The sequence below is a fragment of the Variovorax dokdonensis genome (assembly GCF_030316895.1).
Taxonomy (GTDB): domain Bacteria; phylum Pseudomonadota; class Gammaproteobacteria; order Burkholderiales; family Burkholderiaceae_C; genus Variovorax; species Variovorax dokdonensis.
In genome coordinates this window covers 303,855-324,610 of the sequence record NZ_JASZYV010000003.1, presented here as the reverse complement: position 1 = coordinate 324,610, position 20,756 = coordinate 303,855, and the positions used below count along the sequence as shown (strand labels likewise).

The following is a 20,756-nucleotide window of genomic DNA, read 5'->3' as shown; positions in this document are numbered from 1 at the left end:
GCGCCGATTCAGGCTTGTGCCGCGGGCGCCACGCTGGCCCCTTGCACGTTGTGGCGCTCCAGCGCTTGCGCCACGAAGCCGCTGGCCTTCATCGCCTCGACGAAGTCGTGCAAGGCGCGGGCGGCTCCGGCGCCGCGCGACGCCGGCATGCCCATCGCCTGCTGGATCACCATGAAGCGGCCGGGCAGCATCCGCAGGCCCGCACCAGCGGCGGCGGCCTCGGCTTGCAGCACCTGCCGGATGCCGGCAGCCACGTCGGCCTCGCCCGCGCGAAGCGCCTGCATGACGCCGGCCGCGCCGGGCACGCGCACGATGGTCGCCGCTTTCAGCTCGCGCGTGAGGAACAGGTCGTAGGCGCTGCCCTCGCCGACGGCCACCCGCAGGCCCTCACGATCGACCGCGTCGTTGGCCTGGATGGAAGAGGCCGATGGCACGAGGTAGCTGCCTTCGATCAACACGTAGGGCGCGCTGAATGACAGGCCCTCGCTGCGGGCCGGATCGATGGCAAAGAACCCGATGTCCGCCTCTTCCTGCCGCACCGCGTCCACCGAGGCTGCGGCTTTTTCAAACACCTTGAACTCGATCTCCGGCCCCAGCAGGCGGGCGAGGGCGCGCGCCAGGTCCACCGACACGCCGGCAGGTGCGCCGCTTTGGTCACGGCGCGCAAGGATGGGGTTGCCCAGGTTGATCGAGGCACGCAGCGCACCCTTGGGTGCAAAGGCGGCGCGAAGTTCGGGATTGTGAAAGGCTTGGCTCATGGGGATCGAAGCGTACCTGCCTCCCGCAACAGCGCAAGAGACAGGCCTTCAGGCGTCGGAAGGGAAGGCTGGGCAACACGCATGTTGGCCAAATTTAGTATGATGACGGTCATGCGAAAGCGCCAATCCACCCGATCAGCCGCCAAAGACGTTACGCACGAGCGCATCGTGTCGGTGGCCGCCCGGGCCATTCGTCACAGCGGTTATGGCGGTACCGGCGTCGCCGACATCATGAAGGAGGCTGGCCTCACGCACGGCGCCTTCTACGCCCACTTCGCCTCGCGCGATGCCATGTTGGCCGAAGCTGCGACAAAGGCGTGCGCCGAATCCTCGGCCGCGGCAGCGGATGTGGTGGCCGGCGCGCCTGGCGATGCGGCGCTGGCGACCCTGGTGGCTGCGTATCTGTCCAAGGAGCACCTGGACCGAGCCGATATCCTTTGCCCCCTGGTTGCACTGGGTTCCGAGACATCGCGTCAGGTCCCGGAGGTGCGTCGGGCGGTCACGCGGCATATCAAGGAAATGATCGATCTCGTCGCCCGCCAACTGCCGGACTGGGGAAAGCCAGGCGCCCACGAGCGGGCGCTCGTGACCCTGTCCACCATGGTTGGAGCGCTGCTGCTGGCCCGTGCGGTCGACGAGCCCTCGCTGTCGGACGATCTGCGCGAGACCGCTATCAAGCAATTGACGTCGATCGGCGACTGAGGAGCCGACGAGTGATCAACATTTTCGTGCGCCATTCAATATGATGGTCATCATGCAAAAATGGCCGCATCCCATTCGACGGAGTGACATGAAGTGATGAAAGCATTTGTCCTGGAGCGCTATGGCAAGAAGCGTGACCTGCGCTCGATGGCGCTGCCCACTCCGGAATTGCGCGATGACGAGGTGCTGGTCGAAGTCCATGCCGCTGGCGTGAATCAACTGGACTCCAAGATCAGAGATGGAGAGTTCAAGCTCATCCTGCCTTACCGCCTGCCCGTGGTCTTGGGGCACGACGTCGCGGGTGTCGTCGTGAAGGCGGGATCGCGCGCAAGGCGCTTCAAGGTGGGGGACGAGGTCTATGCAAGAGTCGACGACTTGCGCATCGGCACCTTCGCCGAATTCGTCCCTGTCAGGGAGACATCCCTTGCGCTCAAGCCCAGCAACCTGTCGATGGAGCAAGCCGCCTCGATCCCTCTGGTGGGCCTGACGGCTTGGCAGGCACTGGTCGGGAAGGCTCATCTCAAGAAGGATGAAAAGGTCTTCATTCAGGCAGGCTCCGGCGGCGTCGGCACGTTCGCCATCCAGCTTGCCAAGCATCTGGGTGCGACCGTCGCCACGACGGCGAGCGCGGCCAATGCCGCGCTGGTGAAAAGTCTCGGCGCCGACGTTGTGGTCGACTACAAGTCGCAAGATTTTGAAGAGGTGCTGCGCGACTACGACGTCGTGCTTCACAGCCAGGACGGCAAGACGCTGGAGAAGTCGCTGCGAGTACTCAAGCGCGGCGGAAGACTGATCTCCATCTCGGGGCCACCAGACCCTGAGTTCGGCAAGGCCATCGAGGCGCCCCGCTTCGTGCAATGGGTCGTTCGGCTACTGAGCGCAGGCGTGCGGCGCAGGGCGCGCGCGCGAGGGATTGGTTACTCGTTCCTCTTCATGAGCCCCAGCGGCGCCCAACTGCAAGAGATCTCCCGCCTCATCGAGGCCGGAGCAATCCGCCCCGTGATCGATCGCACCTTCGCGTTCGAGTCGACCAATGAAGCCCTTGCCTACGTCGAAGCCGGCCGCGCGAAGGGCAAGGTTGTCATCAAGGTCAAGTGACCTCGCTTCTTTCCACACCACCCCCCTTTGGAGTTCCTCATGAAGATTCAGAATGCCGTCGTCCTCGTCACCGGCGCCAATCGCGGCATCGGCCTGACCTTCGCGCGTGAGTTGATCGCTCGCGGCGCCCGCAAGGTCTATGCCGGTGCACGCGACCCCGCATCCGTGACGCAAGCAGGGGTTCAACCTCTGAAGCTCGACGTGACCTCGCCAAGCGATGTGGCGGCTGCTGCGGAGCTCGCGTCCGACGTGACGCTCGTGGTCAACAACGCTGGCATTGCCCAACCCGGTGGTTTTCTTGCGCCCGACAGTGAAGAGGTCGCTCGGCGCATCTTCGAGACCAACTTCTTCGCCATGTTGCGCGTCAGCAAGGCTTTCGCGCCGATCCTCAAGGCCAACGGCGGCGGGGCGATGCTCAACGTGTTGTCGATCGCTTCATGGATCAACGGGGGTGAACTGGCGGCCTACTCGGCCAGCAAGTCCGCGGCCTGGTCGCTCACCAATGCACTTCGCAATGAGCTTGCGGCGCAGAAGACACAGGTGCTCGGGCTCCACATGGCGTACGTCGATACCGACCTCACGCGCGGGCTCGATGCGCCGAAATCCAGCCCCGAAGCCATCGTCAAGCGGGCACTCGACGGACTTGAATCGGGCGCGGACGAGGTGCTCGCCGATGACCTCACCCTGCATGTGAAGCAGGGCATGACGGCACCCAGACCGAGCTATCTGCCCCAAGCCGTGTGAGAGCGCACGGGCATGAGCCTGCGCACCTGCCAAGGCACTAGCCGCAGTGCACTTCGGCCGGGTAGAACGTCGCAGACGAATACGGCGCGCAGCTGCAATGCCTGGCCAGCAGTTCGTTGGGGTCTTCGCTGACCGGGAAGGCCTTGCCATCGTTGGCCTTGCACCAATCGCATTCGGCGCCCGTGTCCAGCACGTTCAGCGTCATCTCGCTGCAGAACAGGCGCATCTGCACCACGGCATCGTGCCTGGCCTTTCGCAGCATCGCGTCGCGATACAGCTCGGCGGCGAAAGACGTGAGAGTGCGTCTTGGCGAAAGCGGAATTCGCAGCAGTTCGGCCGCGCGGATGTCGAGGGCGTTCTCCGCGGCATGGCGGGCGTTGCGCCTGGCGTCGTCGCGGCGGTCCGCGCCTTCGCACGCGATCTGCGCGAACTGACGGATGTGTTCCGTCATCACGGCCTCGCCACGCGGCGTGAGCGCGCGCGAATGCCGGATGGCCACGGCCAGATACTGCTCGAAGCTTGGGGGCTCGCCTTGCGGATCCGCCGTCGCCGGGGTTGGGGAAGCGGCCGGTGCAGGCCGGCCGCCGAACAATGAGCCAAGAAGTCTGACCATGGGCAACACACCGCGTGTAGTTACTTTGTGTTCATCATGCCAGACAACATGACGCCTTGTCAGGGCTGCCGGCGATGAAACCTACCGGCTCACCGTCACCCGCTGCACGCTGAAGTGCGATTGCTCCAGGCTCGGCGAATAGAAGCAGAAGTGATAGCCGTACAGGCCGATGAAGCGGGCGTCGGGCACGGTCCAGGTCTTTTGCTGGACGCTCGTGCCCTGGATGTCGAACGAGCCGCCATCGGCTTGCCGTAGGTTGTTGACGTCCGTCGATGCGATCGGCGCGCCCGACTCATACAGGAGAAAAAACCCAGGCTTGCCGATGCCGTGCCCGCGCACCGTCGCGCTGATGCGGATCGGTGTGGTCTTGTAGGCGTACGAAAGAAAGGTCGGGTCCACGGCGAAGCAGGCGCCGATGGTTCCTTCCAGGCTCGCTTCAGCGACGCCGTTCACGACGGTGGTGGGCGGCGGGTTCTTCATGAAGACGCCGGCGGGTTTCGCGCCAGGTTCGAGTTGAACGCTGGTCGACGCGCTGTGGTCGCCATTCCATGGGAAGGTCTTGCCGTCGTTCGCTTGGGCTTCGTCGAGCCACTTGCGCGCCTGGTTCGATCCGTTGGGTGCGATCAGCAGGATCGGCGCATCGGTGATGGACGGGGTGCGGGTGGTCGTGCTCGCGCCGGTGCGCGGGTTGACCACCCGCACTTCGGAGCCGAGCCGCAACGTCGTCGATTCGCCAGCGCGCGACCAGGCCGACAGCACGACGCCCTGCGGCCCCCGGAAGACGAAGCCGTACCAGGCGTTGTCCGGTTGGGTCCAGCCCACGTAGCGCGGCGTGGCGCCGAGCGCGGCCTTGAGGCCGCGCATCGCGCTCCATGCGGGGCGCCGCGTGCCGTCGGCGGTGGTGAGGCCCATCTGCAGGCCTTCGCTGTCGCGCGGCTCGAACCAGTAGAGGCGGGCCACGCCTTGCGCAAAGGCCATGGTGTAGATCTTGATGAGTGCATCGGCCTGGCCTTGCGGGCCAAGTCCCCGCTCGGCAGGCGGTGCGGCCGATATGCCGATCTCGGTGAACCACAGCGGCACCGATGCCTTCGCAGGGTTCATCACCTCGAGCATCTGCCGCACGCGCGGCACGATGGACATGAACTGGCCTTCCCAGCCCTGTGGCAGCAACTCCGCAGTCTCGTAGGGGTGCAGCGTGACGAAGTCGAACTTGTCGGCGGCCCCTGCGGCGATCGCTTCGGCCAGATAGTTCACGTGGTTGCTCTTGGCCGCAAGGCCGAGTTGCACACTCGGGTCCGCGGCCTTGGCGGCGTCGTAGGCAGCGGCCACGACCTTGCCATAAGACGCCGGCGATGTGTCCTTGGTGAAGTTGGGTGGCTCGTTCCAGATCTCCCAGTACTTGACCTTGCCCTTGTAGCGCTTGACCTGATCGGTGACGTAGGCGCGCCATCCGTCCAGGTCGTCGACGGGCAGTGTCCAATCGGCGCCCGGCCGGTTTGCAGCGGTGCTCCACATCAGGAAGCCGACGACTGTCATGCCTGCCGCCGTGATCGGCGTCAGCTGATCATCATTCGGCGCTGCGTGAAAGTTGCGAACGGTCGTGACGCCTGCGCCGGCCATCGAAGGCAACCACGTCGCGGGCGTCTTGGATGTGGCGCTGGAAGGCGCGACGCCCCAGATGCTCTCGTTCTTCGAGCCTGCCTGCTCATCGGCCGGGCTGGCCGAGTCTGCCGGGCCTTCGCTGCTGTTGCCGCCACCGCAACTCGGTGCGACCAACAGCGCGAACACCGTGATGGCCGCAGTGGCGATGTGGCGAATGGGCGTGGGGTGTGAGCGCTGCATGGTGTGATGACTCCCTTCCATGCGGCGTCGAGAAAGCGCGAGCCGCGCGCGCTGTACGCGTGATGAAGATGTTAAGGGCCAGAGGCCGTTGTCCAAGCCTTCACACGACACGCGAACAGGGGCAAAAAACGGGCCTGAACGCTTGTAGTGCGAGCAGGCCCTGGTGTGGAGGCTCGACGGCCTCAGCATGCGCGGCAGTGGTGCGCCGCTTGCGCCAGTTCGGTGCGATTCAGGCGGCGCAGCGCACGTAGCGCCGAGTCACAACTTGTAGGAAGGATCGACGCGATCGAGCTTGCGCAGCAGCGCCGGCCACGCAATGCCGGCGCCTTGCCCGGCCGTGACGGTCTTCATGACCTCGGCCAGGCCCTGCAGGATGCGCGGGTCCACATGCACCAGTTCACCGCCAGCCTGCGCATCGATCTGGATGCGGCAGGTGTTCTCGAAGGTGTACATCGACAGAAACGCTTCGGGCACGCTCTTGCCGACGGTCAGCAGGCCGTGGTTGCGCAGCATGAGGAAGGTCTTGTGCCCCAGGTCGGCCACGAGGCGCGGCTTCTCGTCATCGCGCAGCGCCACGCCTTCGTAGTCGTGATAGCCCAGCGAGGCGAGCACGAAGGTGCTCTGCTGGCTGATGGGCAGCACGCCGCACTTCTGCGCGCTTACCGCCACGCCGGCGCGGCTGTGGGTATGCAGCACGCAGGCCACGTCTTCACGCGCCTCGTGGATACAGCTGTGAATGACGAAGCCCGCCGGATTGACAGGGTAGGGCGAGTCGATCACCTTGTTGCAATGCTGGTCCACCTTCACCAGGCTGGATGCGGTGATCTCGTCGAACATCAAGCCGTAGGGGTTGATGAGGAAGTGATGCTCCGGCCCGGGAATGCGCGCGCTGATGTGCGTGAACACGAGGTCGCTCCAGCCGTACAGGGCCACGAGCCGATAGCAGGCGGCGAGGTCTTGCCGCAACTGCCATTCCTCTTCGCCGACGAGGCGTCGCAGGGCTTCGGATTCTTTTGACGTGGTGGCGTTCATGGGTTGTCTCCTTGTGGTGTCTTGCGCGTGGCGCGCGTCGAATTCTCGCCGCTTCGACAAGCACTCTAGACCAGCGCGCGACCGAATGTGTGTCCGGCAGCGGACACACATTGCCGCAAGGCAAATGCCCCTCAGCGCACCACGCGTCCGTCGGCCGTGATGGTCACCAGGTCGATCGCCCAGGCGGAATCGCGGGGGCCGGCGCGCAAGTTGATGCGCAGGCCGCCGACGTCCAGGTCCCCCAGCGCCGACAGTGCCCGTTGCATGCCCGCGCGGTTGAGCCCCGGCCCGGCGCGTCGCACCGCTTCGCCGAGCACCTTGGCGGCAATGAAGCCTTCCAGGCTCTCGTAGCTGGGCGACTGATCGGAGTTGTCGATGGCCGCCAGATATTCGCGGACGATGGGCGTGGCCGAGCTGCGCGGCGAGGGCACCACCTGGCTGACCACCACGCCGCGGATGTCCTTGCCCAGCGCGACGAACAGCGGGTCCATGCCCACCACCGAGAAGTTCATGAAGGCGCCGCCGTAGCCCGCCTTCTTCATGCCCCGGATAAAGGCCGCCGTGGTCTTGAAGAGCGAGGCCTGCACCACCGCTTGCGGCTTGCCGGCCATGATCGTCGCCACTGCCGCATCCACTTTGTCGCTGTTGGGTGCCACGAAGGCACTGGCCACCGGCGGCGGCATCTTCAGTTCCTTGAGCGCGCGCTCGACCGCGGCGAGGCCAGCGCGGCCCATCGCGTCGTCCTCGCCGAGCACGGCGATGCGGGTCTGGCCGATGGTGCCGCAGTGCTGGACGATCTTGAAAGCCTCGTCGGCAATGCTCGGCCGCACGTGAAAGACCTGGGGCTGCGAGCCGTCGCGCAGCGCATCGCCGGCCGCGAAGGGCGCCAACAGCACGGCGTTGTTCTGGCGGGCGATCGAAGCGGCATTGGCGGCGGCGTCCGTGCCCACGAAGCCGAACAGCAGGTCGGCACCTTCGGCCATCAACTTCTTCGCATTGGCGCCGGCGCGCGCGGGGTCGTAACCGTCGTCGAGCTGGCGCAATTCCAGGCCCATCGGCACGTCGCTGCGGTCATTGAAGGCATCGACGTAGAGCTTCGCGCCGGCCGCGAAGGCCAGGCCGATCTCGCTGGCCGCGCCGGTGAGTGGAACCGATTGGCCGATCAGCAGCTTGCGACCCGGCGGCGGCGCGGCATGAGCAGCATTCAGGCTACCCCACGCCAGCATCCCCATCCCGATACCGCCGGCCTGCGCCATCCACTGCCTGCGCGTTGACTTCATTCCATCTTCCTTAACAAATCGTTACCTGCCGATGCTACGCAAGGGCGGTGCCAGGGAAGAGGTAAAAAGTCAGCGTTTCGTGAACAAAACGTCGTAGACGCCGTGTCCCAGCTTGATGCCGCGGTTCTCGAACTTGGTGAGCGGACGGTAGTCGGGCTTGGGCGAGAAGCCTTCGGGCGAGGCGTCGGGCGAAGGCGCCAGCATCGGTTCTGCCGACAGCACCTGCACCATCTGCTCCGCGTAGGGCTTCCAGTCGGTGGCGCAGTGCAGGTAGCCGCCGGGGGCCAGGCGGTCGGCGAGCTTTTTCACCAGAGGCGGCTGGATCAGGCGGCGCTTGTGATGGCGCTTCTTGTGCCATGGATCCGGAAAGAAGATGTGCACGCCGGCCAGCACGCCGGGGGCGAGCATGTCGTCGAGCACTTCGACCGCGTCGTGCGCGCAGATCCGGATGTTGCCGAGGTTCTGCTCGCCGATTCGCTTGAGCAGCGCGCCGACGCCGGGTTCGTGCACTTCGCAGCACAGGAAGTTGATGTCGGGCTTCAGGCCGGCGATGTGTGCTGTGGCCTCGCCCATGCCGAAGCCGATCTCCAGCACCGTTGGCGCCTCGCGGCCGAAGGCAGCAGCCAGGTCCAGCCTGGAGGCGCTGTAGGGCAGAAGAAACGAGGGTCCGTGCTCCCGGTAGGCCCGGGCCTGGCCTTCGGTGGTGCGGCCGGCGCGGCGCACGAAGCTGCGCAGTCTCCGGTGCAGGGGATGGGGCGATTCCTCGGCGGGGTCTTGAGGCGTGGCGTCGGGGGCGGGCGGAGCGGCGTCCTGGTCGCCAGCCGCGGGGTCGGGGTCATGCGCGTTCATGGGGACCGCGATTGTAAAGAGCGCGCCATTGGGCCACCCAGCCGGCACGCTCGTCGCCCACGAGGCAAAGGGCTTTGGCAGCATCGGCCAGGGCCGCCGCGGCGGCAGCAGGCGTGGCGGTATCGATGGCCGTGGCGCCGTTCTGCTTGGAAAGCTTGCTGCCGTCGGGCCCCAGCACCAGGGGCGTGTGCAGGTAGCGCGGGGTCGGCAGCCCGAGCGCGCGCTGCAGCAGGATCTGGCGCGCCGTGTTGTCGGCCAGGTCCTCGCCACGGACGACGTCGGTGATGCCCTGGTCGGCATCGTCCACCACCACCGCCAGTTGGTAGGCCCAGGGGCCGTCGGCGCGGCGCAGGATGAAGTCGCCAACCTCGCGCGCCACACCCTGCACCTGCGGGCCGAGGCGGCGGTCGGTCCAATGCAGGGGCGAATCGTCCATCCGCTGGCGCTGGAAATGCTCCGTGGCAAAACGCCAAGCCCGCGCTGGCTTGCCATGCAGTCCGTTGCGGCAGGTGCCGGGGTAGACGCGTTCGCCGTGACGCTCGTGCGTGAAGCCCTGGGCGGCCAGCGCGGCGTCGATGTCCTTGCGCGAGCAGCCGCAGGGATAGGCCAGGCCGCCGTGTCGCAACTGTTCGAGGGCGGCGTTGTAGAGCGCCGTCCGGTGCGTCTGCCAGACCGGTGGCTCGTCGGGCACGAGGCCGCAGTCCTGCAATTGACGCAGGATCAGGGTTGCGAACTCAGGCTTGCAGCGCTCGGTGTCGGCATCCTCGATGCGCACCAGCCAGCGCGAGTGCGGTCCGCGCGCCCGCACGTCGAGCCAGCTGGCCAGCGCGGCGACCAGCGAGCCCGCATGCAGCGGACCGGTGGGCGATGGGGCGAAGCGGCCGACCTCGGCCATGCGTGAGTCCGTGTCAGGCGACGGCCAACGCCAGCGACAGGCCCGAGAGGAAGGCTTCCTCCACGCGGTGGCCGGTGCACCAGTCGCCAGCCGCACCCAGGCGCGTCTTGGCGTCCCACAGGTGCGGGCGGCCTGCCGGCACACTGGTCTGGGCCTCGGGCCAGCAGCGCGCAAGGGCGTAGCCGGGCTCCGCGCGGATGCCGGTGATTTCGGAGAACGCGCGCAGCAGCTTGGCCTGGACCCGCTGGGGATCGTCGCGCAGGTGCTCGGTCGACCACTTGGGGCTCGCTTGAACGGTCCAGCGCTCGAGCGTCTGCCGGCCGGGCTTGGAAGATTCGCGCGCCAGCCAGGCGACGCGATGGTGCGTGCTGCGCGCTGCGTTCCACTGCGGGCCCAGGTGGGGCAGCGTGGGCTGGCTCGCGTTGGGAAAGGCGATCATCAGCGTCCAGCAAGGCGCGACCTGCACATGTGCCATTTGTTGGACGAGTGCTGACGCGCGTCCTTCGAGCAGGCGCCGAGCGGCATTGGGCGGCGTGGCCAGCAAGACCGCGTCGAAGCCGGAGTAGACGTGCTGCGAATCGTCGGCCCCGCGCGTGCGCAACTGCCAGCGCTGCGCGTCCAGCGCGTCGGCCTCGATGCCGGTCACTTCGGTGCCGGTGACGAGCGCATCGCCCAGCGGCGCGGCCCAATGGCGCACCAGCGCGCCCATGCCGGGTTGGGCAACGAAATGCGGCTCGTGGCTGGGCAGGGCGGCCTCGGCAACGCGGCCGTGGGCATCGAGCACGCGCACGGCATTGGCGCTCCAGGGACGGCACAGCTCGGGTTCGATCTGGATGACGCGCATGAAGCGCGGGTCGCGCACGGTGAAGTACTGGGCCCCGCTGTCGAAACTGCCGAAGGGCGAATCCTCGCTGGCCATCCGACCGCCCGGGCGGTCAGCCTGCTCGAACACCGTGACCCGGTGGCCGGCCTGCACCAGCGTACGGGCACATGCGACGCCGGCGATGCCCGCACCGATGATGGCGAAATGCTTGCTGGAGGCTTTGCGTGAACGTGTTTGGGGCATGAGTGCTTTCTTGGGCGTGCTGGCGATCGTGGCTGGACTCTAACCGCAAGCGCACCCGATGCCGGCTCAGCGCCCCCGATGGTTTTCCAGCAAGGCCCGACGCGTGCCTTCGTGTTCGAAACGCGCGAGCCACCATTGCAGCGCGCGACCGGGCTTCTTGCCGGTGCCCGCGACGCGCCAGGCGCAGTGCATCTGCCCCTTGGGCGGCGTGCGCTCGGTCCGGCATTCGACGAGATGGCCGGCCTCGATGTAGGGACGGGCCATGGGTTCGGGCAGAAAGCCGCCGCCCAGGCCGTGCAACTGCGCCGCCAGCTTGGCATGCATGCTGGGGACGGTCAGCACGTCCTGCCCGCTGACGAGGTTCACGTTCAGGCTTTGCCCCGTTCGCGACGAATCCGCGGCGGCAACGCCGCGGTGCTGGCGAAGCACGTCATCGCCCAGAGGGCCCTGCACGCGGGCCAGCGGATGATTGGGTGCCACGCAATAGACGAAGCTCAGTTCGCCCAGGAGGCAGCTGTGCACGCCTGGCGAGGTGTAGGACAGAGTGGCCGCATCGACGATGGCGCCGATGGCCAGGTCCGCATGGCCTTCGGTGAGCGCCTGCACAGTGCCCAGCAGCGTTTCGTCCAGCAGCTTGAGCCGGGTGGGTGGGGCCAGGTCGTAGAAGGCGCCCACCAGATCCATGACCGGATCGCGGGCGATGACGGTGTCCATGGCGATGGTCAGCTGCGCCTCCCAGCCGGTCGCCACGCGCCGCACCCGATTGGCCACCGCGTCGATTTCGCCGAGCAGCCTGTTGCCTTCGCGCAGCAATTCAGCGCCGGCTTCGGTGATGCGCGCCTGCCGCGCGCTGCGGTCGAACAGCAGCACATCCAGCGCGTCCTCGATCTGGCGCACCCGATAACTGAGCGCACTGGGCACCAGCCCCAGAGCGCGGGCGGCGCCGGCAAAGCTGCCGGTCTGGGCCACGGCCTGCAGCATGGCCAGGGCATCGGGGGTGAGGGCGTCGCGGGCGCTGGGCATGGCTGGAATTCCGATCGTTCGAAAAAATTGAATGATGCCTTCAAATCGGCAGCCTCGCGAGCCGCCCCGACACGCTCAAACTTCATCCCATCGCTGCGCAGTCAGGCGCGGCTTACCAGGAACCGCCGGGCCGAGCGCCCCGCGGACAAGGAGTGAAAGATGCTTCAAATTCGCAGATCACAGGAACGCGGCTATGCCGACCACGGCTGGCTTCGCTCGTTCCACAGCTTTTCCTTCGCGGGCTACTACGACCCGGCTCACATGGGCTTCGGCAACCTGCGCGTCATCAACGAGGACCGCGTGGCGGCCGGTGCTGGCTTCGGCACTCACGGCCACCGGGACATGGAAATCATCAGCTACGTGCTTTCGGGCGAGTTGGCCCACAAGGACAGCATGGGCAACGTGGAATCGATTCCGCCCGGCGAGGTCCAGCGCATGAGCGCAGGGCGCGGCGTGACGCACAGCGAGTTCAACCACAAGTCCGACCAGACCACGCACTTCCTGCAGATCTGGATCGAGCCGAACGTGAAGGGCATCGAGCCTGGCTACGAGCAGAAGGCGTTTGCCGAAGCCGAGAAGCGCGGTCGCCTGCGCCTGGTGGCGTCGCCGGACTCGGCCGACGGCTCGGTGCGGATCCATGCCGATGCGCGCCTGTACGCCGGTCTGTTCGACGGTGACGAGCACGCCAGCCTGCCACTCGATCCGGCCCGCAAGACGTACGTGCACCTGGTGCGCGGCGAGCTGGAGGTCAACGGCCAGAAGCTGACCGGTGGCGATGCCGCCAAGCTGGAGGGCGTCGACGCGCTGTCGCTGGCCCACGGCAAGCAGGCCGAGGTGCTGGTGTTCGACCTGCAGCCCTGACCTTCGAGGGATGCGCGGCGCAGTGAGCCGCGCTCCACTGTCCTTTTTTCCTTCTTGTTTTTTCAACCCCAGGAGTCTTCCCATGTCCAACTCGATCACCGCTTCTTCCAATTCCGGCGCCGTCGCCATGCCGGGCAGCGATGCCCTGGCGCTCATCGGCCGCGTGCTGATCGCCTACATGTTCATCCCGGCAGGCATCAGCAAGATCATGGGATTCGCCGGCACCGTCGGCTACATCGGCTCCGTTGGCCTGCCGCTGCCGGCGGTGGGCGCGGTGCTCGCCATCCTGGTGGAAGTGGGCGCCGGCGCGGCATTGCTGTTGGGCTACAAGACGCGCATCGCCGCCATCGTGCTGGCCGTGTTCACGCTGGCTGCCTCGTTCTTCTTCCATCCCTACTGGTCCGCGCCGGAAGCTCAGAAGATGATCGTGACGCTGCTGTTCACCAAGAACATCGCGATCGTCGGCGGCCTGCTGGCCCTGGCTGCATTCGGTCCTGGTCGCCTGTCCATCGACAAGAAGTGATTCGGCGTGGAAACTCGGGCGATGTCTGACATCGTCGTTGTTTTCCACTCCGGCTACGGCCACACGCAGCGCATGGCGCAGGCGGTGGCCGAAGGCGCCGGCGCCCACCTGATCGCCATCGATGCCGATGGCAACCTGCCGCGCGGCGGCTGGGAGGCGCTGGCCGCCGCCGACGCCATCATCTTCGGTGCGCCCACCTACATGGGCGGGCCGAGCTGGCAGTTCAAGAAGTTTGCCGATGCGTCTTCCAAGCCCTGGTTCGTGCAGGCCTGGAAAGACAAGCTCTTCGCCGGCTTTACCAATTCCAGTGCGATGAATGGCGACAAGCACGCCACCATCGCCTACTTCTGGACGCTGGCCATGCAGCATAGCGGCCTGTGGGTCAGCCTGGGCGTGCTGCCCAGCAACGACAAGGCCGCCACCCGCGACTCGCCCAATTACGTTGGCGGCTACGCCGGCGCACTGGCCACGTCGCCGACCGACGCCAGTTCATCCGAGATGTCGCGGGGCGACCTGGAAACCGCCCGTGCCCTGGGCGAGCGCGTTGCTGCCGCCGCGCAGCGCCTGGCGGGCTGAGTCATCCCGGGCGCCGAATCAAGTCCAGATAGGAAGCTTTCAATGCAATTGCTCGAACCCCATCAGAAGGATCTTGGCGGCGGCTTTCTGGTGCGCCGCCTGCTGCCGGCCGCCAGCCGTCGCTCGGTCGGCCCCTTCGTCTTCTTCGACCACATGGGGCCGGTGACCGAACACGAGGGCAGGGCGCACGATGTGCGGCCGCACCCGCACATCGGCCTGGCCACCGTCACCTACCTGTTCGAGGGCGCGATGATGCATCGCGACAGCATCGGCAGCGAGCAGGAGATCCGCCCCGGCGCGATCAACTGGATGACCGCCGGGCGCGGCATCGTGCATTCAGAGCGCAAGCCCGATCGCCTTCTGCGCGGCGAGTTCGTGAATCACGGCCTGCAGCTTTGGGCCGCATTGCCGCAAGACCAGGAAGAGGTGGCACCCAGCTTCTTCCACACCGGCGCGGCCGACATTCCCGAGGTGAGCGAGCAAGGCCATGCGGTGCGCGTGCTGGTGGGCGAGGCCTTCGGCGTGCGCTCGCCGGTCGCGACCTTCGCGCCGACGCTCTACCTCGACATCCAATTGCCGCCTGGCGGAAGCATCGAGCTGCCGCCACTGGTGCAGGAACAGGCGCTGTATGTGGCGCAAGGCTCGGTCACCCTCGATGGCGAGGCGGTGCCGCCTTACGCGATGGTGGTCTTGCCCGAGGGCGGCAACGCGGCGGTGCTGAAGGCCACGGCCGATGCGCCCGTGCGCGCGGTGTTGGTGGGCGGTGCAGCGCTGGATGGGCCGCGTCACATGGTGTGGAATTTCGTTTCAAGTCGGCGCGAGCGCATCGCCCAGGCTGGGGCCGACTGGGAGGCCAAGCGCTTCGACAAGGTGCCCGGCGAGACGGAATTCATTCCGCTGCCGGACCACCCGGTGTTCAGGACGCCGGCGCAGCCATAGGTCGCTTGACGCCCAGGTCCGGGTCTTCAGGGGCCCGGGCGCTCACGTCCTGCCGCCGCGCGCTCAGGTCGGGCGCAAGCGCCTCGCGGCCGTCGAAGACGAAGCAGTCACCGCGGTAGTGCGCGCCGCCCACTTCCTCGAAGTAGCGCAGGATGCCGCCTTCGAGCTGCAAGGTGTTGTCCAGACCCATCTCGTGCATCAGCAGGTTGGCCTTCTCGCAGCGGATGCCGCCAGTGCAGAAGCTGACGACCGTCTTGCCGGCCAGTTGCTCGCGATGCTCGGCCACCGCCTTGGGGAACTCGGTGAACTTGCTGATGCGCCAGTCGATCGCGCCTTCGAAGGTGCCGTAGTCGACCTCGAAGGCATTGCGGGTGTCGAGCAGCGCGACCGGCTTGCCTTCGTCGTCGTGGCCCTGGTCGAGCCACCGCCTGAGGGTGGCCGGCTCGACCCCCGGCGCACGGCCCGAAGCGGGCTGGATGGCGGGGTGGTCCATGCGGATGATTTCGCGCTTGCACTTGACCAGCATGCGCCGGAACGGCTGCGTGGCCGACCAGCTCTTCTTGGCGACAAGGTCCGAAAAGCGAGCATCGGCGCGGAGCAAGGCCAGGAAGTCTTCGACGGCGGTCGCCGTGCCCGCCAGGAACATGTTGATCCCTTCGGGCGAGATCAGCACCGTGCCGCGAAGCTCCAGCGTGCGGGCGTGCGCCAGGAGATGATCGCGCAGGGCGGGGCCGTCGCCGATGGCGACGAACTTGTAGGCGGCAATGTTGAGGATTTCAGACACGAGGGCGATATTCTAGAAACTCGCCATTCCAGCATCCGGGATGGGCCGCCTTTCTACAATCAGGGCATGTTTGTTCACCTGCGCCTGCACACCGAGTTTTCCGTCGTCGACGGCACCAACCGAATCGATGAGGTCGTCAAGGCGGCCGCCGGCGATGGCCAGCCGGCCCTGGCCATCACGGACCTCAACAACCTGTTCGGCGGCATCAAGTTCTACAAGGAAGCGCGGGGCAAAGGCATCAAGCCGGTGCTGGGCTGCGAGATCTTTCTCGAAGGCATGGGCAAGGACCCGGGCGCCTACACCCGCATGCTGCTGCTGGTGCAGGACAAGCAGGGCTATCTGAACCTGTCGGAGCTCCTGGCCCGGGCCTGGACCCAGAACGTCGGACGCGGTCAATCGCAGGCCGTGTGCAAGCTGGATTGGCTGCGCGAACTCAATGCCGGCCTGATCGCGCTTTCGGGTGCGCAGTACGGGCCGCTGGGCCACCCGCTGCTCGCCGGCGGCGCGCACGGGCAGGAACGCGCCGCCGAGATTGCGCTGGAGCTCGCCGGCATCTTCACGCACCGCTTCTACATCGAGCTGCAGCGCGCCGGCCGCCCGGACGACGAACCGCACGTGGTGGCAGCGGTGCAACTGGCCGCCCGCCTGTCGATGCCGGTGGTGGCCACGCACCCGGTTCAGTTCGCCACGCCCGAGGACTTCGAGGCGCACGAGGCGCGCGTTTGCATTGCCGAAGGCGAGATCCTGGGCAACCAGCGCCGTGTCCGCCGTTTCACCGCCGAGCAGTATTTCAGGAGCTCGTCGCAGATGGAGGCCCTCTTTGCCGACGTGCCGAGCGCGGTGGCCAACACCCTGGAGATCGCCAAGCGCTGCAGCTTGACGCTGGTGCTGGGCAAGCCGCAGTTGCCGGACTTTCCGACGCCCAACGGCATGCCGATCGACGAGTACTTCCGCTTCGCCTCGTTCGAGGGCCTGGAAGAACGCCTGGCCCACCTGTACCCGGACGTCGCCAGGCGCGATGCCGAGCGGCCGCGCTACGTCGAGCGGCTGGAATTCGAGATCGGCACCATCCTGAAGATGGGCTTTCCGGGCTACTTCCTGATCGTGGGCGACTTCATCCAGTGGGCCAAGAACAACGGCTGCCCGGTGGGGCCGGGCCGGGGTTCCGGTGCCGGTTCGCTGGTGGCCTACGCGATGAAGATCACCGACCTCGATCCGCTGCAATACAACCTGCTGTTCGAGCGCTTCCTGAATCCGGAGCGCGTGTCGATGCCTGACTTCGACATCGACTTCTGCCAGGGCAACCGCGACCGCGTGATCGACTACGTCAAGGACAAGTACGGCCGCAATGCGGTCAGCCAGATCGCCACCTTCGGCACCATGGCTGCGCGCGCCGCCATCCGCGACGTCGGCCGCGTGATGGACATGAGCTACAACTTCTGCGACGGCATCAGCAAGCTCATTCCCAACAAGCCGGGCAAGCCGGTCACGCTGCAGTATCCGCCGCCCGACCTGAAGGACGACGACAAGGAAAAGTACGCCATCGCCGCCGAGCCGATGCTGGCCGCACGCATCGAGCGCGAGGAAGAGGTGCGCACGGTGGTCGAGATGGCGCAGAAGCTCGAGGGCATGACGCGCAACATCGGCATGCACGCCGGCGGGGTGCTGATCGCGCCGGGCAAGCTCACCGACTTCTGCCCGCTCTATCAGCAGCCGGGCAGCGATTCGGCGGTGAGCCAGTACGACAAGGACGACGTCGAGGCCATCGGTCTTGTGAAGTTCGACTTTCTGGGCCTGGCCACGCTGACGATCCTGGAGATCGCCCGCGAGTTCATCATGAAGCGGCACAAGGGGCAGGAGGGCTTCGCCTACGAGAACATCGCGCTGGACGACGCCGCCACCTACCGCCTGTTTGCCGACGGCAAGACCGAAGCCGTGTTCCAGTTCGAATCGCGCGGCATGCAAGGCATGCTGAAAGACGCGCGGCCCACGCGCCTGGAAGACCTGATCGCCCTGAACGCGCTGTACCGCCCGGGCCCGATGGACCTGATTCCCAGCTTCGTGGCCCGCAAGCATGGCCGCGAGCAGGTGGAGTATCCGCACCCGGCCGTGGCCAACATGCTCAGCGAGACCTACGGGATCATGGTCTACCAGGAGCAGGTGATGCAGACGGCGCAGATCCTGGGCGGCTATTCGCTCGGCGGCGCCGACCTGCTGCGCCGCGCGATGGGCAAGAAGAAGGCCGAGGAAATGGCCGAGCACCGCACGAAGTTCCGCGCCGGTGCGCTGGCCACCCACAACATCCCGCAGGAAAAGGCCGACGAGATCTTCGACCTGATGGAGAAGTTTGCCGGCTATGGCTTCAACAAGTCGCACGCCGCGGCCTACTCACTGCTGGCCTATCACACCGGGTGGCTGAAGGTCCATTACACGGCCGAGTTCTACTGCGCCAACATGACGGTGGAAATGGACAACACCGACAAGCTCAAGGTGTTGTTCGAAGACGCGACCAAGAACTTCGGCATGACCTTCGAGATGCCGGACGTGAACCGCGGCAACTATCGCTTCGAGCCAGTGAGCGACAAGGTGATCCGTTACGGGCTCGGCGCCGTCAAGGGCACGGGCCAACTGGCCATCGAGGCGGTGGTCAAGGCGCGCGAGGAAGGTGGCCCCTTCAAGAGCCTCTACGACTTCTGCGTGCGGGTGGACCGCCAGCGCATCAACAAGCGCACCGTCGAGGCGCTGATCAAGGCGGGCGCCTTCGACAACCTGCAGCAGAACCGGGCTTCATTGGTGGCGTCGCTCGACCGCGCCTTCGAGTTCGCCAATGCCACCGCGGCCAACGCCGCACAGGTGGACATCTTCGGCGACGGCGAGCACGGCTCGGCCAGCGTGGAGCCGGAACTCGTCGATGCCACGCCGTGGGGCGTGCGCGAGCGCCTCACGCACGAGAAGACGGCCATCGGCTTCTTCCTGTCCGGCCACCTGTTCGACGAGGTATCGCACGAGGTCCGGCGCTTCTGCAAGCGACAGATCGACGATCTGATCGACACCCGGGATCCGCAGATGATCGCGGGCATCGTCGGCGAACTGCGCGTCATCAATGGCATGCGCGGGCGGGTGGGCATCCTCAAGCTGGACGACAAGTCCGGCGCCATCGAGGCGACCGTGGACGAAGCCTTGCTCAACGCTAACCGCAATGCGCTCAAGGATGACGAACTCGTCGTTGTCAGCGGCAGGCTCCAGCCGGGCCGCGGAGGCTTCGAGGCGCGCTTCGTGGTCCAGCAGGTCTGGGACCTCGCGCAGGCGCGCTGCCGCTTTGGCAAATACCTGCGCGTGGCGGTGAACGGCCATGCGCCCGACATCGCACGGCTGGCGCGCGAGTTCCCGCCACAGCTGGAAACGAGCGAGCATGGCGAGCTGCGGCACGGCATGGCGGTGCGACTGGCACTCCAGCGCGCCGGTGCCCAGGTCGAGCTGCAATTGGGGGAGGCGGCGCGCTTCTTCCCGACCGACGCCGCGCTGGCGAGCTGGACTGCGCAAGCCGAGTCCGGCAATGCGACCGTCGTCTACGAATAGCTGAGACGTCCGGGCGGCGCTGCATGCCGCCGGGCGTCGGGCGTCTTCAGTTGTCCTTCGGACGCAGCGCGATGCGCATTGCGGGCGGAACGCGCCCGTCGGTATCGCGAGGCAGCTTGTCGGTCTTGCGCAGGCCGCGCTCGGCGGCTTGGTCCCAGCCGGGCACGCCGCTGGAGCGCACCATCTTGATGTCGACGATGGTGCCGTCTGGCGCGAGCTTCACATCGAACTCGGTGGCCGGATTGCCGCGCACCGTGTCGGCATCGGGATAAGTGATGTTCGGCCGCACGGCCGACGCGATGCGCGCACCGTAGCTGCCGGACGGGCCCGAGCTTCGGGCCGCCTGGCCGGTCGAACTCTCGCTGCCGGTGCCGGCCATCGCCTGCAGGCGCTTGAGCTGATCGGCGCGGTCCTTGGCGGCCTGGGCAGCAGCCTGCTTGGCGGCTTCTTCCTTTTTCTTCTGTTCGGCCAGCTTCTGCTGCTCGGCTTTCTTCTGCTCTTCGAGCTTCTTTTGCTCGGCCAGCTTTTGTTGTTCGGCCTTTTTCTGCTCCTCGAGCTTCTTCTGCTCGGCGAGCTTCTGTTCCTCGACGCGCTTTTGCTCTTCGAGTTTTTTCTGTTCGGCCTTCTTCTGTTCGGCCACGCGCTTTTCCTCGGCGATGCGCTTTTGGTATTCCTCCTGGGCGCGTCGCTTCTGGTCTTCGTATTCCTGCTGGCGCTTGAGCTCGGCCTGCCGGCGCTTTTCCTCCTGCAAGGCGATGTCAGGTGCAGGAGCGGGGGCGGGGGCCGGGGCCGGTGGCGGTGGTGCCGGCGGCGTGGGCGCGGGTGCGGGGGGTGGTGGAGGCGGTGGGGGCGGCTCCGGCGCCGGTGGTGGTGCCGGTGTCGGTGGGACCGGAGGCGTGGGCGGTGTGGGCGGCGAGACAGCGCGCGGTGCGGCTCGCTGCACAGTGCTCGACCACAGTTCGGCCTCGACCGCGGCGTTTTCGCTATCGCGCTTCCAGCGCACGCCCCAGGTGAGCGCGGCGATCAGCAGCGCGTGGGCGATGAGCGCCAGGATGAGCGCGCGTGTCGTCCCTCGCTGTGGCGGGGGGGCGAATTCGGGGCGGTCGGCGGCAAGTGACATGGGCGAATGCGCGGCTTACTTGGTTGTGCCCGTGGTCTGCACGGACAGTCCGACGCGTTCGATTCCGCTTCGCTTGAGTTGGTTCATCGCCTGCACGACGGTGTCGTACTTCACGTCCTTGTCGGCCGAGAGCACCACGGGGCGCGTCTCGTCGCCACCCTGAGCCTCGCGAGCGGCGGCGCCGATCTGGGTGAAGGGGATGGAAGTGAAGCCGGTGCCGCTCGATGCGTCCTTTTTGATGCGGATCTCTGATTCGCTGCGGATGACGATCTCGATCGGCTTGTCCTCGCGCTGGCTGGCGCGGTCGACGCTGGGCAGCTTGATCTCGCTGGGCGCGATCAGCGGCGCGGTCACCATGAAGATGATCAACAGCACCAGCATCACGTCGATGAAGGGCACCATGTTGATCTCGTTGATGGTGCGGCGGCCGCGGCCGCGGGAACTGACGGCGGGCATGTCGGGCGTTCCTCGG

The 20,756-nt window shown here is 66.6% G+C and carries 20 protein-coding genes; 8 read left to right on the top strand and 12 right to left on the bottom strand.

From position 1 onward, the window contains the following. Window positions 1-8 precede the first annotated feature (8 nt). A complete protein-coding gene (locus QTH91_RS15305; RefSeq protein ID WP_286660960.1) occupies window positions 9-758 on the bottom strand; it encodes a transporter substrate-binding domain-containing protein in 750 nt (249 codons plus the stop codon). Window positions 759-857: 99 nt separating this feature from the next. Here QTH91_RS15305 and QTH91_RS15300 point away from each other — a divergent pair, with 99 nt between their 5' ends. From QTH91_RS15300 to QTH91_RS15290, 3 genes are all read left to right on the top strand, one after another. Further along, window positions 858-1,460 (top strand): TetR/AcrR family transcriptional regulator, encoded by a 603-nt coding sequence (locus QTH91_RS15300; protein ID WP_286661588.1) that lies wholly within the window; start codon window positions 858-860, stop codon window positions 1,458-1,460. 96 nt (window positions 1,461-1,556) lie between these two features. After that, on the top strand, window positions 1,557-2,558 hold the full coding sequence (locus QTH91_RS15295; RefSeq protein WP_286660959.1) for an NADP-dependent oxidoreductase: 1,002 nt from the start codon (window positions 1,557-1,559) through the stop codon (window positions 2,556-2,558). 39 nt (window positions 2,559-2,597) lie between these two features. Then, window positions 2,598-3,302, top strand: coding sequence for an SDR family oxidoreductase (locus QTH91_RS15290; RefSeq protein WP_286660958.1), 705 nt, complete (start codon window positions 2,598-2,600; stop codon window positions 3,300-3,302). 37 nt (window positions 3,303-3,339) lie between these two features. On the opposite strand, the gene QTH91_RS15285 is transcribed toward QTH91_RS15290, so the two are convergent. From QTH91_RS15285 to QTH91_RS15250, 8 genes are all read right to left on the bottom strand, one after another. Beyond that, window positions 3,340-3,915 carry a hypothetical protein gene (locus QTH91_RS15285; RefSeq protein WP_286660957.1) on the bottom strand — a complete coding sequence of 192 codons (576 nt, stop codon included), beginning with the start codon at window positions 3,913-3,915 and terminating at the stop codon, window positions 3,340-3,342. Window positions 3,916-3,996: 81 nt separating this feature from the next. After that, window positions 3,997-5,757, bottom strand: coding sequence for a hypothetical protein (locus tag QTH91_RS15280; protein WP_286660956.1), 1,761 nt, complete (start codon window positions 5,755-5,757; stop codon window positions 3,997-3,999). A gap of 258 nt (window positions 5,758-6,015) precedes the next feature. Then, window positions 6,016-6,789: a class II aldolase/adducin family protein gene (locus QTH91_RS15275; protein WP_286660955.1), complete on the bottom strand. Its 774-nt coding sequence runs from the start codon at window positions 6,787-6,789 to the stop codon at window positions 6,016-6,018. A gap of 131 nt (window positions 6,790-6,920) precedes the next feature. Then, on the bottom strand, window positions 6,921-8,069 hold the full coding sequence (locus tag QTH91_RS15270; protein ID WP_286660954.1) for an ABC transporter substrate-binding protein: 1,149 nt from the start codon (window positions 8,067-8,069) through the stop codon (window positions 6,921-6,923). 69 nt (window positions 8,070-8,138) lie between these two features. Next, complete coding sequence (gene trmB / locus QTH91_RS15265) at window positions 8,139-8,918, bottom strand: tRNA (guanosine(46)-N7)-methyltransferase TrmB (RefSeq protein ID WP_286660953.1); 780 nt, start codon at window positions 8,916-8,918, stop codon at window positions 8,139-8,141. Beyond that, window positions 8,905-9,813: a tRNA glutamyl-Q(34) synthetase GluQRS gene (gene gluQRS, locus QTH91_RS15260; protein ID WP_286660952.1), complete on the bottom strand. Its 909-nt coding sequence runs from the start codon at window positions 9,811-9,813 to the stop codon at window positions 8,905-8,907. Before gluQRS ends, trmB begins: the two co-directional genes overlap by 14 nt. A gap of 13 nt (window positions 9,814-9,826) precedes the next feature. Continuing rightward, window positions 9,827-10,879: an NAD(P)/FAD-dependent oxidoreductase gene (locus tag QTH91_RS15255; protein WP_286660951.1), complete on the bottom strand. Its 1,053-nt coding sequence runs from the start codon at window positions 10,877-10,879 to the stop codon at window positions 9,827-9,829. Between the two features lie 66 nt (window positions 10,880-10,945). Continuing rightward, entirely contained in the window at window positions 10,946-11,902 is a 957-nt protein-coding gene (locus tag QTH91_RS15250) for a LysR family transcriptional regulator (RefSeq protein WP_286660950.1), read from the bottom strand. 159 nt (window positions 11,903-12,061) lie between these two features. On the opposite strand from QTH91_RS15250, the gene QTH91_RS15245 reads away from it, so the two are divergent. The 4 genes from QTH91_RS15245 to QTH91_RS15230 all read left to right on the top strand — a co-directional run bounded on the left by QTH91_RS15245 (window position 12,062) and on the right by QTH91_RS15230 (window position 14,801). Further along, window positions 12,062-12,763: a pirin family protein gene (locus tag QTH91_RS15245; RefSeq protein ID WP_286660949.1), complete on the top strand. Its 702-nt coding sequence runs from the start codon at window positions 12,062-12,064 to the stop codon at window positions 12,761-12,763. Between the two features lie 127 nt (window positions 12,764-12,890). Further along, window positions 12,891-13,286, top strand: a complete 396-nt coding sequence (locus QTH91_RS15240) for a DoxX family protein (RefSeq protein ID WP_286661587.1) — start codon at window positions 12,891-12,893, stop codon at window positions 13,284-13,286. A gap of 21 nt (window positions 13,287-13,307) precedes the next feature. Continuing rightward, entirely contained in the window at window positions 13,308-13,862 is a 555-nt protein-coding gene (locus tag QTH91_RS15235) for a flavodoxin family protein (protein ID WP_286660948.1), read from the top strand. Between the two features lie 42 nt (window positions 13,863-13,904). Further along, window positions 13,905-14,801: a pirin family protein gene (locus QTH91_RS15230; protein ID WP_286660947.1), complete on the top strand. Its 897-nt coding sequence runs from the start codon at window positions 13,905-13,907 to the stop codon at window positions 14,799-14,801. Here QTH91_RS15230 and QTH91_RS15225 read toward each other — a convergent pair. Beyond that, window positions 14,779-15,585: a sulfurtransferase gene (locus QTH91_RS15225; protein ID WP_286660946.1), complete on the bottom strand. Its 807-nt coding sequence runs from the start codon at window positions 15,583-15,585 to the stop codon at window positions 14,779-14,781. The two genes, QTH91_RS15230 and QTH91_RS15225, sit on opposite strands and share 23 nt — an antisense overlap. A 66-nt stretch (window positions 15,586-15,651) precedes the next feature. On the opposite strand from QTH91_RS15225, the gene dnaE reads away from it, so the two are divergent. Beyond that, window positions 15,652-19,164, top strand: coding sequence for a DNA polymerase III subunit alpha (gene dnaE / locus QTH91_RS15220; RefSeq protein WP_286660945.1), 3,513 nt, complete (start codon window positions 15,652-15,654; stop codon window positions 19,162-19,164). Between the two features lie 46 nt (window positions 19,165-19,210). Here the strand turns inward: dnaE and tolA are convergent, their stop codons facing one another. Then, window positions 19,211-20,284, bottom strand: coding sequence for a cell envelope integrity protein TolA (tolA, locus tag QTH91_RS15215; protein WP_286660944.1), 1,074 nt, complete (start codon window positions 20,282-20,284; stop codon window positions 19,211-19,213). Window positions 20,285-20,299: 15 nt separating this feature from the next. Then, on the bottom strand, window positions 20,300-20,740 hold the full coding sequence (locus tag QTH91_RS15210; RefSeq protein WP_286660943.1) for a biopolymer transporter ExbD: 441 nt from the start codon (window positions 20,738-20,740) through the stop codon (window positions 20,300-20,302). Window positions 20,741-20,756: the final 16 nt, after the last annotated feature.